The organism is Burkholderia sola, from assembly GCF_905400185.1.
Classification (GTDB): Bacteria; Pseudomonadota; Gammaproteobacteria; order Burkholderiales; family Burkholderiaceae; genus Burkholderia; species Burkholderia sola.
This window is the reverse complement of record NZ_FR989677.1, coordinates 466,465-480,231: the sequence shown is the minus strand read 5'-3', so window position 1 is coordinate 480,231 and position 13,767 is coordinate 466,465. Positions and strand designations below refer to the sequence as shown.

Genomic DNA, 13,767 nt, shown 5'->3' with positions numbered 1-13,767 from the left:
ACGCATGGAATCCGGTTGAACGGGAGAGGAACTCCCGGCAAAGCTGCAATGTGTCTTTAACGCGGCTTGCGATCCGCGATGTGCTGTGGTCGTTCATTTTTATTCCCCATGTACTGCCATGCCGATTTCTTATTGCCCGGAAGCTGCCAGGTCTGGTGGGTCGTTCGACGACGGTTCCCGCGGTTGATGGATCTGGAGCCGCTGTTCCCCGACGCGCTCCGGACCATCCTTGCCGCAGGCGATTCGCGAGCCGGTTCCGCTGCCTGTTGCCTGAACCGCCCGCTCGCCACGTCGTCGACTGCCGTGCCAACGCTTACGCAAAGAGCGGACCATCCCGGGCGGAATCGAGGCGTACCAAGGGTTTCGGCGATCCGCACGCCAGCCCGTCAAACGCCCGGCTGCCGAAATGTTTCAACTTTGATATATGCGGGTCGGGCGCATGCAGCCGGCATGAAACCCCGTCATCGCGCTGCACAAAGGGCCTAAAAAATTTTCTCGGGATTTTCCCGAACGCCGCGCGTTGCCCGAGCGTCGCGGGTTCGGCGGCATGCCCGGTCGGTAAAAATCACGGAATGTTTCAGGCCAGAAACACAAATTCCGGCGGCGGCGTTTTCTCATACCAGAAATGGCGGTTTTCGCCCGAATCGCTGAACACATTCAATGCCGTCCGGCCGTGCCTGGTTTGCATCACGCGTTTTTTTCTTCAACAATGAATTCACGGACAACGCCATTTCAGAGCGATCGATCCGCAGGCACGACAACATCGAACGGCCGCGACAGACCACGCGGCCACACCACAGACGGGGCATCATGTACACAGCCAATCGTGGAACGCGCGATCGCGCAATACGCTGTGCTCAATGGCTGACGGCCGACCGGATCATTCCGTACAGCTGCATCATGCTGGCGCTCTTCGTTGCGCTGCTGATCGTCTGGGGTGTCGTGACCGACGGCTTCACGTCGAACGCCACCGCCCGCCCCGGCACCGACTTCTCGGTCTTCTGGACCGCATCGCATCTCGTGTTGCAAGGCCACGCCGCGGCGGCCTACGACACGTCGTCATTCCTGCAGGCCGAGTTCGCGCACTTCGGTGCGTATCTGCAAAACCGGCCGCTTCCCTGGCTCTATCCGCCGACGATGCTGCTGTTCATCGCTCCGGTTGCCCTCGTGCCTTTCCTGCCCGCTTACTTCCTCTTTTTCGCGGGCAGTCTTTTATGCTACGCGTTCGCCGTCTCGCGGTTGTCGGGGCTGCGCGCGCATCTTCCCGTGCCGCGCGCCGCGGCGCTCGTCGTCGTCGCGTATTCGGCCGTGTGCATGTCCGCGCTGTTCGGCCAGAACAGCATCCTGACCGCCGGCCTCGCCGCGCTCGCGCTGCATCTGCTCGGCAAGCGTCCGGTCGTGGCGGGCGTGCTGATCGGGCTGCTCGCGATCAAGCCGCAACTCGCGGTCGTGTTCCCGTTCGTGCTGATCGCGACGCGCGCATGGCGCACCTTCGCGGCGGCCGGGCTCAGCGCGACGCTGTTCGCGGCCGCCGGCGTCGCACTGGCCGGCCCCGCCGCGCTGCACGGGTTGAGTCATGCGATGTCGACGGTGCGCGAGCAGCACTTCATGCTCGCGTCGTACTGGCTCGCGTCGCCGACGCCGTTCGCCGCGCTGCGGCTGGCGGGCGCGCCGGTGGCGGCCGCGCTGGCCGCGCAGGCGGCGGTCGCGCTCGTCGCACTCGCCGCGGCCGTCGACGTATGGCGCCGCACGCGCGACATGCGACTGCGCGGCGCGGTGCTGGCGGTCGCCACGCTGCTGACGACGCCGTACCTGTGGAACTACGAACTGACGTGGCTCGGCATCGCGGTCTTCTGCCTGATCGCGCACGGTCTCGACGAAGGCTGGCTGCCCGGCGACCAGGGCATCCTCGTGCTGGCGTGGCTGCTGCCCATCTTCGAAATGCTGAACCGGCTGATGAAGCTGCCGCAGATCGGGCCGGTCGTGCTGCTCGCGGTGCTGTTCGTGGTGGTGCGCCGCACGGCGCTTGCCTCGCGGAGCGCACGATGAAAACGCCATCGTTCGCCCGCCACGCGCACTCGGCCGCCGACCTGCATCCGGAACTCCCGATCGCCGGCCCGCGCCGCCATCCGCACTGGCTCAACCGCGATCGCGTACGGCTCTATGCCGCCGGCGTGCTGTTGACGGAGCTGCTGTTCATCGGCATTTACCTGATCCGCATGCACCTGTCGCACGACGGCGCGCTGGAGCCGCTGTCGCAGGATTTCTCGCCGGTCTGGAGCGCCGCATGGCTCGCCGCGCACGGACGTGGCGCCGACGCGTGGCATTACTCCACGCTGTTCGCGGTGCAACAACTCGCCATCCCGACGATGACCCTCGCGGACGGCACGCTGCCGTGGCTCTATCCGCCGACGATGCTGCTGCTCGTGCTGCCGCTCGGCTGGCTGCCGTACACGCTGGCGCTCGTGCTGTGGCTCGCGATCACGTATGCGCTGTTCGCCGGGGCGATGCGCGCGACCGTGCAGCGCGACGCCGCGTGGCTGTGCGCGCTTGCGTTCCCCGGCGCGTTCCTCACGGTGATCGTCGGGCAGACGAGCCTCTTCACCGCGACGCTCGCCGCGTTCGGCCTGCTCGCGCTGAACCGCCGCCCCGTCTGCGCCGGCATCTGTTTCGGGTTGCTGACGATGAAGCCGCAGCTCGCGGTGCTGTTCCCGCTCGCGCTGCTGTGTGCCGGCCAATGGCGCGCGCTGGGCGCATGGGCCGCGACGATCGCCGTCGGCGCGCTGCTCGCGACGCTCGCGTTCGGCGTCGGCCCATGGATCGCGTTCATCCAGTTGATCGCCCACGTCTATACGATCGTCGGCACCGGCCACGCGAAGCTCGCGCGCATGCCGACCATGTTCGCGCTGGCGACGATGGCCGGCTGGCCCGCGCTCGTCGCGCGCGGCCTTCAACTGCTGTCGGCGGCGGGCGCGGCGATCGCGGTCGTCTATGCGTGGCGCGGCGCGTGTTCGTACGCGCTGCGCGCCGCGACCCTCGCATGCGCATGCCTGCTCGTCAGCCCCTATCTGTACGACTACGACCTGACGTGGTACGGCATCGTGATCGCGTGGTACGCACGCTATGCGTGGACGCACGGCTGGCGGCGCTTCGATCGCGAATGGCTGATGCTGCTGTGGCCGATGCCGCTCGCGAGCCTCGCGATCGTGCCGCATCTGTCGTTCCAGTTCATGCCGCTCGTGACGCTCGCGTCGCTCGCGCTGCTCGTCAGCCGGATCGCCCAGGAAAGACGCGACGTGCCGTCGATGCCCGACGCGCGCGACATCTCGACCGAGACCGAATTCGCGCACCCGGTCCGACCGCACCACCGCCCGGCGCACGGCATGCGCCGCACCGGCCGCCTGACGCTCGGCGCCCACCGGTAAAACGACATCACAAGGGGAATCATCATGCGGGAATCCATCTACACGCCGCTCGTCTCGCTGGTCGTGCCGTTCTACAACGAAGGCGAAGCCGTCGAGCGCTTCTTCGATGTCGTGATTCCGCTGATGAGCGCGATCGATGCGATCCGCTTCGAGATCGTCTGCGTGAACGACGGCAGCCGCGACGACACGCTGGAACGTCTGGTCCGGATCGGCGCCGCCGAGCGGCGCGTGCGCGTCATCGATCTCACCCGCAATTTCGGCAAGGAGGCCGCGCTGACGGCCGGCCTCGACGAAGCCGCCGGCGATGCGGTGATCCCGCTCGACGCCGACCTGCAGGACCCGCCGAGCCTGATTCCGGTGCTGATCGAGCACTGGCGCGACGGCGCGGAGGTCGTCGCGGCCAAGCGCAGCAACCGCGCATGCGATTCGTTCGCCAAGCGCACCGCCGCCGCGATCTACTATCGCGTGCACAACCTGCTGTCGGACGTGAAGCTGCCGGAGAACGTCGGCGATTTCCGGTTGATGGATCGCAAGGTCGTGAACGCGCTGCGCAACCTGCCCGAGCGGCACCGCTTCATGAAGGGCCTGTTCGCGTGGGTCGGCTACAAGACCGTGATCGTCGAATACCAGCGCGATCCGCGCAGCGCCGGGCACTCGAAATTCTCCGGGTGGAAGCTGTGGAATTTCGCACTGGAAGGCATCACCAGCTTCAGCACCGTGCCGCTGCGCAGCTGGACCTACATCGGCATCGGCATCGCGGCGCTCGCATTCGTGTACGGCACGTTCATCATCCTGCGCACGGTGCTGTTCGGCAATCCGGTGCTCGGCTACGCGTCGCTGATCTCGGTCACGCTGTTCATCGGCGGCATCGAGCTGATCGGGATCGGCGTCGTCGGCGAATACGTCGGGCGGATCTACGACGAATCGAAGCAACGGCCCGTGTACCTGATCCGCCGCCGCTACCAGACGCACGGCAAGGTGATCGAACTGCCGGTCGCGCGCGACGCACGCCGCCAGCCCGCACGCCGGCGCGCGCAGCCGGTCCGGGCGCGCATCGGCGCGCGCTGACGCGCAGGCGCCATGATCGCGCTGCTGCAGGCCGAGCGCACGCGGCTCGTGCGCTTCGGCGTGTCCGGGCTCGGCTCGACCGCGATCCACTCGCTGGTCGCGGCAGCCCTGTTCGCGCTGTTCGATGCGACGCCGGTGACCGCGAATGCGGTCGCGTTCCTCTGCGCGACCGGGTTCTCGTATCTGGCGAATACGCTGTGGAGCTTCTCGTCGACGGTGCGCACCCGCAACGCGACGCGCTTTCTCGCGGTCACGCTCGTCGGGTTCGTCGAAACGATGCTGCTTGCACGCGCCGCCGAGGCGCTGGATGCGTCGCGCGCGATGAGCGTCGTCGCGATCGCGCTGCTGATTCCGCCGACGACGTTCGTGCTGCACCGGCTCTGGACGTACCGGTAAGCGGCCCGCTTCCCGCTCCCGCCAATAATCGGTCAATCAATTAACAGATTCAATGTCGTGATATTTATGTCACGCATCGATTCGATTGATTACGATTTCAAAATTAACCCGATAAATCATTTTCCGACCTGTTTACTTTTACAGCTTCCACGATTAACCAAACGGGATAATCTGCATTCGCCGTCGCTTCTGCATGCGTCGAATCCGGCGAAAACCCTTGCAGCACAACGCGATGGCGGCCGCATGAAGCAATTCTCGAAACGATAAGTTCCATTACTTGAAACGGGAGCTTCTATGTCACGCGTTACCGATGTGCTCGTCTCGTTCGATACCGAAACCATTCTCAAAAAATATCCGAATCCCAGCAAGAATCCGGCCGCGCCGACGCTGATCGACTGGCATTACGTGTATATGGTGACAAATCAGGACAACGTCATCTCCGGGCAGGCGGGCGGCGAGCTCGATCTGAAGGCGCAGGTCGGCGACCTGATCCGCTGGCGCGAAACGAGCCTGTCGCTGGGCTTCGAAAACCAGGTGGTGTTCTACAAGTTCGTCGGCAACGCCGGCAACGACCTGATCTCGACGCCGACGCCGCGCGTCGCGGAAGCGTCGATCCCGGTGCCGAACACGAGCAAACCGGAAGTGCCGACGTGCCAGAAGGTCGCGAACTACTACTGGTCTTCCGAATGCCTGAAGGTCGGCCGCGTGACCTACCACTTCCAGTTCCAGATCATCGATCGCAATTGCCAGAGCCAGGGCTGCTTCTCGTGGGATCCGTTCATCTCGATCCATAACTGATCGCGGCACGCGGGCGGCGCACGACGGCCGTCCGTGCCGCTCCCTTGCTGCGGAGGGCGTGCTCATGTCTGGTGTTCGTTACGATGTCCTGGCGATCGTCGACGCCGTCACGCTGCTGTCGGCCTATCCCGATGCGAGCCGGGACGCCGACGCGCCGACCGCGATCGACGGCCGGCACATCTACGTGTTGAGCCCCGGCGACACCGGGCAGGTCGGCCGCAACGACAACCGGCTCTTCGCCGGCCTGTTGCCGGGCGACCAGCTTCATCTGCGCGAAACCGCGCTCGCGCTGCGTGCGGAGGCGACCGTGCTGTTCGTCCGGTTCGCGTTGAAGGACGCCGGCATCGTCGCGCCGATCGAAGCGGAAATCCGCGACGCCGCCGTGCCGGTGCCGGACGGCGACGATCTGCTGCATCCGTCGTGCCGGCCGATGAAAGACCATTTCTGGCGCAGCGAGGTGCTGGCCGCGGGCGACACCTCGTGCACGGCCGATTTCGCGGTGCTCGATCGCGACGGCGCCGTGTCGGGCTATTTCCGCTGGGAAACGACGATCGAGATCGCCGCCAGCCAGCCGGACGCGAAACCGCCCGGCGCCAAGCCGTAACCGGATCGCGACGGCTATTTCAAGCAGCCGCCGACTGGCGGTTTCAACGCGGCCGGGGCGGAGGACGACTACGACGACGCTCACGTGCGCCCCGCCGCGTGCGGTACTCAGGTGCGCGGCAGCCCCGGCGGATTGGTCTGCGACCGGTCGATCGCTTCGGCGTCCAGCCACCAGTGATCGAGCGCCTTCCGGTAGCTGCCGTTCGCGATCAGCGCATTGATCGCGAGCGTCAGCGGATCGGCGAGGCCGCTGCCCTTGCGGGTCGTGATCGCGATATCGGCGGTGCGCGGCCAGCCGCCGCTGACGGTGCCGATCAGTTTCGCATCGCCGCGCAGCGACGCCTGGTACGCGAGCATCGAATTCACGCTGAAGATCGTGTCGACGCGGCCCGACTGCAGCGCGACCCAACGCTCGGCCGCATCCGCGTAATACTGGATCTCGATCGGCGCGAGGCCGCGCGCGACGTTCTGCCGGTTCCATTCGAGCAGGATCTTTTCCTGGTTCGTGCCCGAATCGGTCACGACGCGCAGCCCGGCGACGTCCTTCGGCTCGCGGATCGCGGCAAGCTTGCTGTTGGTCTTCACGTAGAAGCCGAGCTGGTCCTTCCGGTAGGTCGAGAAGTCGAACTTCTCCTTGCGCTGCTCGGTCACCGTCACGTTCGAGATCACCGCGTCGACCTTGCCGGACTGCAGCGCGAGCGGCCAGTCGGCCCATGCGAGCGGCACGATTTTCAGCTTGCGGCCGACGCTGTCCGCGATCAGCTGCGCGAGATCGGGATCGAAGCCGACCACCGTGCGCGCGTCGGTCGCATAGGTGCTGAGCGGCGGCAGGTTCGGCGCGATGCCGATCGTCAGCGTGTTCGCTTCGGCAAACCGGAAGCCGGCCGGCAGCGCCTGCTCGACCGCCGGGTTCACGGCGCCGCGCTGCCGGGCCGGCTGCTCGGGGCTCAGGTCGAACGATGCAGCGCGCGCGGTGACGGCGCTTCCGGCGCTCGCGGCGATCAGCGCGACGGCCAGCACGCGGGCGATGCGCCCAACGGGAAAGGCGGTTCTTCTCATTTCTTGTGGATTCCTGTTTTTATTCGAGGATGCTGGGAGCGAGCGCGGGCAGCGGGCTGGCAACGTTCGGCGCCAGTCGCTGCCCCGCCGGGTCGATCACGCAGGCGTCGCTTCGAGTTCGACCGAGGCCGCACGCTGCGTCGCCGGTTGCACGACGGACGACGGACGCCTCGCGTGCGCCGACTCGCCCGCATACACCGCCTTCGGATCGAACACACGCGCTTGCAGCGACGTGAACGCGCGGAAGTTCCACAGGCTGCGCGCGACGAACACGCGCTGCACCCAGCGGAACGCGCGGTCGTTCTCGTCGTACTGCGGGTCGAAGCGGTCGCGCGAATGCAGCGTGAAGTGGTTGTTGATCAGCACCAGCTTGCCCGGCGACACCTGCACGCCGAACGACACCTCGCGCACCGCGCGATACAGGTTGGCGAGCGCTTCCTGCGCGCGCGCGTTGACCGCCAGCACCATGTCCGGATAGAACGCGACCGTCACGCGCGGCGCCTCGAGCGGCCCCGACAGCACGGCGCTCAGGTCGGTGTTGTCGCGCGGCGTAGGCGCGGCGCCGCGCCACCGGTACGGCACGCGAATGATGTAGTGCTCGCCGTAGAGTTGCGCGATATCGTCCGGCGACAGCAGTTGCAGCGCGCGACGCGCATCGGCGAGCCGCGTGTACGGGCCGCCGCCGGCCTCGCTGCGCACGCCGAGCAGCAGCAGCGCGAACGGCGACGTGTCGCCTTCCGGCATGTGCGCCTGCGCGGCGTTCTCGATATGGAAGTCCAGCTCGACCTCCGAGCCGAGGCCCGTGTAGTCGCGCGCGGTCGCCTTGTGCGGCGTCAGGTTGTTCACCAGCTCGCGGCCTTCGTGCGCGATCGAGTACGGCTCGCCGGCCAGCGTGCTCAACGCGACCAGCACGTTCTCGCTCAGCACGCCGGCCTTGAACGAGCGGCCGGTTTCCTCGAACCGCGGGCTGCCCGTCACGCCGTCGTCGATCGGCAGGTTGTCGATCTCGATCGAGCCGTGCGCGTCCGCGGTCGGCGCCTTCGCCCGATCGAATGCGTCGACGATCCGGTCGGGAAACGCGTTGTAGGCCAGCTTGCGAACTGCGCTGATATAGCCCGCGCCGCCGGCCGGGTCGTAATCCAGCGCGCCGAGCGTCTTGCGGATGTGAGCGGATTCCGCCGCGGTCAAAGCAATACGTTCATCTGCGAGATAGGTCATAAGTCTCTCGTATAAAGATCTGGTTCGAAGAGCGGCGTGGCATCGCCGCCGCGCCCCGCCGTCCTCGGTGCGAAGCGCTCGACAAGACTAGGAGACCGTCATTGCATTGCGAAATGATATTAATGCGATTGCAAACAAAAATTATCGATATAAGTTCAGCAATGCGGACAGAACCGGTTCACGTCGTATGCGCCGTCCTTTAACACGAATACTTGTTAAAAAATCGTTGCTTATTATTTGTATTCGCTAACGGGTTGATGCTAGTTTTCTGTCGGATTCGACGATGCGGCCGGCTCCCGACGAGAAGCCGGCTCCGTTCATCTCCCTACGGGAACCCGCCAGATGACTCGATACCGCCTGTTGTGCCCTATGTCCCGCACGCCCCATCTGCCGTGGGAGCCGCGATGAGCGACCATGCCCCGGCACTCGAGCACGTCGACCGCGTCGAGCGCGCGCCGACCGCCGCCGCGACTCCGCCCCGCACGTCGCTACGCGCGATCTTCCCGACCGTCGCGGCCGCGAGCCTCGGCTTCGCGATCGTCCAGCTCGACGTGACCGTCGTCAACGTCGCGATTCCGAGCCTCGGCCACGCATTCGGATCGAGCGTCCACGGGCTGCAGTGGATCGTCGATGCGTACACGCTGTCGTTCGCCGCGCTGCTGCTGACGTCCGGCACGCTGGCCGACCGCTTCGGCAGCCGCCGGCTGTTCGCACACGGTCTCGCGCTGTTCCTGCTCGCGTCGCTCGGCTGCGCGCTCGCGCCGTCGCTGGCCGCGCTGGTCGCCGCACGCGTCGCGCAAGGCGTCGGCGCCGCGATGATCCTGCCCACGTCGCTCGCGCTGATCACGCATGCGTGCGCCGACGATGCCGCCGCGCGCGTCAAAGCCGTCGCGTGGTGGAGCGCGACGGGCGGCGCGATCAGCGCGGCCGGGCCGACACTCGGCGGCCTGCTGATCGATTCGCTCGGCTGGCGCGCGATCTTCTTCATCAACCTGCCGATCTGCGCGCTCGGGCTATGGCTCACGCTGCGTCACGTGCAGGATTCGGCCGCCGCGCGCACGCGGCTGTTCGATCCGGCCGGCCAGATCGTCGCGGTGCTCGTGCTCGGGCTGCTGACCGGCGGGATCATCCGGGCCGGTGCGCACGGCATCGGCGATCCGTATGCGGCCGCCGCGCTGATCGCGTCGGCCGTGCTCGGCGCATGGTTCGTCGCGATCGAGCGACGCGTGGCCGCGCCGATGCTGCAGCTCGCGTTCTTCCGGATCGCCCGCGTGCCGGGCGTGCTCGCGATCGGCGCGGTCACGAATGCGGCGTTCTACGGGCTGATCTTCTCGCTGAGCCTCTATTTCCAGAACGCGCGCGGCTTCACGGCGACCGAATCGGGGCTCGCGCTCGCGCCGCTCACGATCATCATGCTCGCCAACATCACGAGCGCACGGCTCGCGGTCCGCTACGGGTTTCGCGCGACCGTCATCGTCGGCCTCGCCGTATCGCTCGCCGGCTACGTGTGGCTGTGGCAAACGCTCGCCGCGCACACGCCGTACGCGCTGCTGGCGCCGGGGCTCGCGGCGATGGCGATCGGCGGCGGCATCGCGATTCCCGCGCTGACGTCGACGATGCTCGGCAGCGTCGAGGCCGGCCGCTCGGCCACCGCGTCCGCGATTCTCAACACCGCGCGCCAGGTCGGCGCCGCGATCGGCGTCGCCGCGCTCGGCGCGCTGGTTGCCGGCCAGGGCGCGGCAATCGTCGCCGGCGCGGCGCGCGCGTTCGCCATCGCGGCCGCGCTCGTCGCGGTCTGTGTCGTGCTCGCCGTGCGCTGGCCCGGCGACGCCCGCGACGCCGGCACGCGGGCCTGAGCACCTTGCCGCACGACATCCTTCAACCGATCCCCCATCCGAGCGAGGAATCCATGCAGCATCGCTTCATCGATACCGTCCTGATCGTCGACGGCGCGTCGACCGCCGCGTACCTGGCCCCCGCGTTTCGCGCCTACGGCATCCGTTGCGTGCACGTGATCAGCGACCCCGATCTGCCGGCAATCTATCGAAACCAGTTCGTGCCGTCCGACTACATCAGGCAGGTTCAGCATCGCGGCGACATCGACGCGACGCTCGCGCAACTGGGCGACCTGCGGATCGGCGCGGTGCTGCACGGTCTCGACGCGGCGCTCGAGCTGGCCGACACGCTGGCCGAGCGGCTCGACGTGCCGTCACGCAACCCGCTCGCGACCTCCGCCGCGCGACGCGACAAGTTCGCGATGAACGAGCGCATTCGCCAGGCCGGGCTGCGCGCGCCCGCGCATTTCCACAGCACGTCGGTCGACGAAGCGCTCGATTGGGCGCGCGCGCACGGTACCTTGCCGCTCGTCGTGAAGCCGGCGCGCAGCGCGGGCGTGGCCGGCGTGAAGATCTGCCGGACGCTCGCGCAGGTCGAGGCCGCCGCGCGCGACGTGCTCGCCACCCGTTCGCTGTACAACCAGCCGAATGACGACATCGTGATCCAGAGCTACTCCGAAGGGCAGGAATACATCGTCGATTCGGTGTCGTTCGAGGGCCGCCATCGCGTGGTCAGCCTGTGGGAAGTGCATCGCGACCGCACGCACGCGCCGCGGCTCGACAAGATGCTGGTGCTGAACCACGCCGACCCGCGCTACGCGCCGCTGCTCGACTACGCGGCCGACGTGCTCGACGCGCTCGACGTGCGCTTCGGGCCGACTCATCTGGAGCTGTTCGATACGGCCGACGGCCCGACGATCGTCGAGCTGAACGCACGGCTGCACGGCAGCCTCGACCCGCGGCTGACGAGCGCGGTCAGCGGCGAGAATCACGTGTCGGCCACCGTCGAAGCCGTGCTGCATCCGGAGCGGCTGTTCGGCGACGTCGCCACGCCGACGGATTTTCACGGGTACTGCGGGCACGTGCTGCTGCTTTCGTCGCGCAACGGCGTGCTGCGGCAGGATTTCACGTGGCAGGCGATCCAGGCGCTACCGTCGTTCGTCGGGCTCAAGCAGTGGATCAAGGTCGGCGACACGCTGCGCGTGACCACCGACCTGCAGACGGCGCTCGGCACGGTCGGCCTCTACAGCCCGACGTTCGAGCGACTGCTCGAGGACTGCGCGCGCATTCGCGAAATCGAGGCCGATTTCTTCGCGGATGAGTGCGCGGTCGTGCCGGCCTAGGGCTGCGGCGTGCGTGTGTCAGCGCGCGAGCAGCGCACCCGCCCGGCGGCCGAGCACCGCGCGCAACGCGTCGAGTTCGGGCAACGCAGGCGCTTCGTCGGGCGTGACGAGGTAGGTCGTCACGCTGTCGAGATCGTCGAATGCGTGCGTGCGCAGCTCCTTGCGCGCCACATGTTCGGTCGTGATCCGTTTCGGCAGGATCGCGACGCCCATCCCGGCCGCGACGCAGCCGAGGATCGCGCCGAACGTGCCGAACGACGACACCGATTCGATCGCGACGCCGCGCGCCTTCAACCAGTGCTCCGCGACCGCGCGATACGGACAGCCGTCGTGAAACGCGAGCAAGCGCACCGTGTTGTCGGCCAGCAGCTGACGGCGCGTGACGGTCGCCGCGCTCACCAGCACCATGTCTTCCGCGAACGCGGGCTCGTAATGCAGCCCGGGCCGGACCACCGCGCGTGCGGTCAGCGCCGCGTCGAGCCGGCCGCGCAGCAGCGCGTCGGCCAGATCCGGCTCGCTGCCGATCTGCACCGCGAGGCCGAGCGCCGGATCGCGCTCCTTCAGTGCGGCGGCCAGCGCCGGCAGCCGCGTGGCGGCCGTGCTTTCCATCGAGCCGAGCCGGAAACTGCGGGCAACCGGCGTTTCGCGCACCACCTGCGTCGCTTCGTCGACGAGGCGCAGGATGCGGTCGCAATACGGCATCAGCCGGCGTCCGGCATCGTTCAGTACCAGCCGCTTGCCGTGCCGGTCGAACAGCAGCGCGTCGAGCGACTCTTCGAGCTGGCGCAGCCGCGCGGTGACGTTCGACTGCGTACAGCCGAGCCGTTCGGCCGCACGCAACGCGCTGCCTTCCTGCACGACGGCCCGGAAAGTTTCGAGCAGAGGGATGTTCATATCAGTTTCTCTTGTTACTAATTGATCTTATATCATTTTACTTCGCTCATCATCGGGATTAGCCTAGCGGGTATTCCCTGCCGGCCGCCTCTCCAAGGAATCCGCATGCCATCCGCTGCCTGCTTCGGCTTCACTCCCGTCCGCCGCCGGCCCGAGGTTCGTCCGTGCGCGCAGTGATCGCCGCGCTGGTGCGGCGCGGCCCGACCGTGCTCGCGTGCGGCGTCGGCCTCGGGTTGCTGGCGCCGCCGCTCGCGGATCTCGCACGGCCGCTGATGCCCGTTACCGTGTTCCTGTTCGTGCTCGGCACGTTGCTGCGCGTCGAGCCGAGCGCCGTGCGCGCGGTCGCACGGCGGCCCGCCGTGTCGCTGCTGCTGCCCGCCGTGACGATGATCGCGTGCCCGGTCGCGCTCGGCATCGCCGCGCGGCTCGCGGGTTTGCCGTACGACTGGGTCGTCGCGCTGGTGATCGCATACTGCGCGCCGCCGTCGAGCGGCACGTCGACGATCGCGCGAATGCTGTCGCTCGACGCCAGTGTCGCGCTCGTCGCGACCCTCGCGTCGATGGTGTTCGTGCCGCTGACCGCGCCGCTGCTGACCGCGTGGTTCAGCCACGACGCGGTGGTGTCGATTTCGCCGTCGAGCCTCGCGCTGCGGCTCGCGCTGCTGATCGGCAGCGCCGAGGGCGTCGCGCTGCTCGTGCGGCGCTTTGCCGGCGCGCGACTCGCGCGCCATGCGACGCCGATCGATGCAACCATCGTCGTCGCGCTGCTGATATTCGCGCTCGGCACGATGGCCGGCATGCAGCAGTCGATCATCGACGCACCGCACCGCGCGTTGACGGCGATCGCACTCGCATTCGCCGTCAACGCGGGCTTCCAGATCGTCGCGTACGGGCTCACGCCCGGCGACGTCCGCACGCGCCTGAACGTCGCGCTGATCGTCGCGAATCGCAACGTCGGGCTGATGTGGGCCGCGCTCGGGCTCGCCGCGACGCCGACCATGGCGCTCGTGTTCGCGTGCGCGCAGCTGCCGATCTATACGCTGCCGCGCGTCGTTCAGCATCTGCTGCCGCGCCTCGAAGCGCAGCGACTGCGCCGGCGCGCACGCTAGCCGGCATCCCTCTTCCGCC

The 13,767-nt window shown here is 67.6% G+C and carries 12 protein-coding genes; 9 read left to right on the top strand and 3 right to left on the bottom strand.

Features of this window, described 5'->3' with window-relative positions:
• The first annotated feature begins 810 nt into the window (after positions 1-810).
• The 6 genes from KR541_RS32220 (at position 811) to KR541_RS32195 (ending at position 6,291) form a co-directional block, all read left to right on the top strand.
• Positions 811-2,049, top strand: a complete 1,239-nt coding sequence (locus KR541_RS32220) for a glycosyltransferase family 87 protein (protein ID WP_050015347.1) — start codon at positions 811-813, stop codon at positions 2,047-2,049.
• Positions 2,046-3,425 (top strand): glycosyltransferase family 87 protein, encoded by a 1,380-nt coding sequence (locus tag KR541_RS32215; protein ID WP_216090070.1) that lies wholly within the window; start codon positions 2,046-2,048, stop codon positions 3,423-3,425. Before KR541_RS32220 ends, KR541_RS32215 begins: the two co-directional genes overlap by 4 nt.
• A 24-nt stretch (positions 3,426-3,449) precedes the next feature.
• Complete coding sequence (locus tag KR541_RS32210; protein ID WP_216090069.1) at positions 3,450-4,493, top strand: glycosyltransferase family 2 protein; 1,044 nt, start codon at positions 3,450-3,452, stop codon at positions 4,491-4,493.
• Between the two features lie 12 nt (positions 4,494-4,505).
• Positions 4,506-4,889, top strand: coding sequence for a GtrA family protein (locus tag KR541_RS32205; RefSeq protein WP_050015352.1), 384 nt, complete (start codon positions 4,506-4,508; stop codon positions 4,887-4,889).
• Positions 4,890-5,183: 294 nt separating this feature from the next.
• Positions 5,184-5,687: an inclusion body family protein gene (locus KR541_RS32200; protein ID WP_050015353.1), complete on the top strand. Its 504-nt coding sequence runs from the start codon at positions 5,184-5,186 to the stop codon at positions 5,685-5,687.
• 64 nt (positions 5,688-5,751) lie between these two features.
• The gene (locus tag KR541_RS32195) at positions 5,752-6,291 is read left to right on the top strand and encodes an AidA/PixA family protein (RefSeq protein WP_216090068.1); all 540 of its coding nucleotides are present in this window, start codon (positions 5,752-5,754) and stop codon (positions 6,289-6,291) included.
• Between the two features lie 107 nt (positions 6,292-6,398).
• On the opposite strand, the gene KR541_RS32190 is transcribed toward KR541_RS32195, so the two are convergent.
• Both KR541_RS32190 and KR541_RS32185 read right to left on the bottom strand, forming a co-directional pair.
• Positions 6,399-7,349, bottom strand: coding sequence for an ABC transporter substrate-binding protein (locus KR541_RS32190; RefSeq protein WP_216090067.1), 951 nt, complete (start codon positions 7,347-7,349; stop codon positions 6,399-6,401).
• Between the two features lie 96 nt (positions 7,350-7,445).
• Entirely contained in the window at positions 7,446-8,567 is a 1,122-nt protein-coding gene (locus KR541_RS32185; protein ID WP_050015358.1) for a TauD/TfdA family dioxygenase, read from the bottom strand.
• A gap of 404 nt (positions 8,568-8,971) precedes the next feature.
• Between KR541_RS32185 and KR541_RS32180 the strand changes: the two genes are divergently transcribed.
• Positions 8,972-10,423 carry an MFS transporter gene (locus tag KR541_RS32180; RefSeq protein WP_089490051.1) on the top strand — a complete coding sequence of 484 codons (1,452 nt, stop codon included), beginning with the start codon at positions 8,972-8,974 and terminating at the stop codon, positions 10,421-10,423.
• Positions 10,424-10,476: 53 nt separating this feature from the next.
• Positions 10,477-11,745 (top strand): ATP-grasp domain-containing protein, encoded by a 1,269-nt coding sequence (locus tag KR541_RS32175; RefSeq protein WP_050015362.1) that lies wholly within the window; start codon positions 10,477-10,479, stop codon positions 11,743-11,745.
• An 18-nt stretch (positions 11,746-11,763) separates the two neighbouring features.
• Here KR541_RS32175 and KR541_RS32170 read toward each other — a convergent pair whose 3' ends face one another.
• Positions 11,764-12,639, bottom strand: a complete 876-nt coding sequence (locus tag KR541_RS32170; protein WP_050015364.1) for a LysR substrate-binding domain-containing protein — start codon at positions 12,637-12,639, stop codon at positions 11,764-11,766.
• 164 nt (positions 12,640-12,803) lie between these two features.
• Here KR541_RS32170 and KR541_RS32165 point away from each other — a divergent pair, with 164 nt between their 5' ends.
• Positions 12,804-13,748 carry a hypothetical protein gene (locus KR541_RS32165; RefSeq protein WP_050015366.1) on the top strand — a complete coding sequence of 315 codons (945 nt, stop codon included), beginning with the start codon at positions 12,804-12,806 and terminating at the stop codon, positions 13,746-13,748.
• Positions 13,749-13,767 lie beyond the last annotated feature (19 nt).

Excerpts from the sequence above, each read along its gene's own strand:
- KR541_RS32195 (WP_216090068.1), top strand. The coding sequence starts at position 5,752 with ATGTCTGGTGTTCGTTACGATGTCCTGGCGATCGTCGACGCCGTCACG.
- KR541_RS32185 (WP_050015358.1), bottom strand. The coding sequence starts at position 8,567 with ATGACCTATCTCGCAGATGAACGTATTGCTTTGACCGCGGCGGAATCC.
- KR541_RS32210 (WP_216090069.1), top strand. The coding sequence starts at position 3,450 with ATGCGGGAATCCATCTACACGCCGCTCGTCTCGCTGGTCGTGCCGTTC.
- KR541_RS32180 (WP_089490051.1), top strand. The coding sequence starts at position 8,972 with ATGAGCGACCATGCCCCGGCACTCGAGCACGTCGACCGCGTCGAGCGC.
- KR541_RS32205 (WP_050015352.1), top strand. The coding sequence starts at position 4,506 with ATGATCGCGCTGCTGCAGGCCGAGCGCACGCGGCTCGTGCGCTTCGGC.
- KR541_RS32175 (WP_050015362.1), top strand. The coding sequence starts at position 10,477 with ATGCAGCATCGCTTCATCGATACCGTCCTGATCGTCGACGGCGCGTCG.
- KR541_RS32200 (WP_050015353.1), top strand. The coding sequence starts at position 5,184 with ATGTCACGCGTTACCGATGTGCTCGTCTCGTTCGATACCGAAACCATT.
- KR541_RS32220 (WP_050015347.1), top strand. The coding sequence starts at position 811 with ATGTACACAGCCAATCGTGGAACGCGCGATCGCGCAATACGCTGTGCT.
- KR541_RS32190 (WP_216090067.1), bottom strand. The coding sequence starts at position 7,349 with ATGAGAAGAACCGCCTTTCCCGTTGGGCGCATCGCCCGCGTGCTGGCC.
- KR541_RS32170 (WP_050015364.1), bottom strand. The coding sequence starts at position 12,639 with ATGAACATCCCTCTGCTCGAAACTTTCCGGGCCGTCGTGCAGGAAGGC.
- KR541_RS32215 (WP_216090070.1), top strand. The coding sequence starts at position 2,046 with ATGAAAACGCCATCGTTCGCCCGCCACGCGCACTCGGCCGCCGACCTG.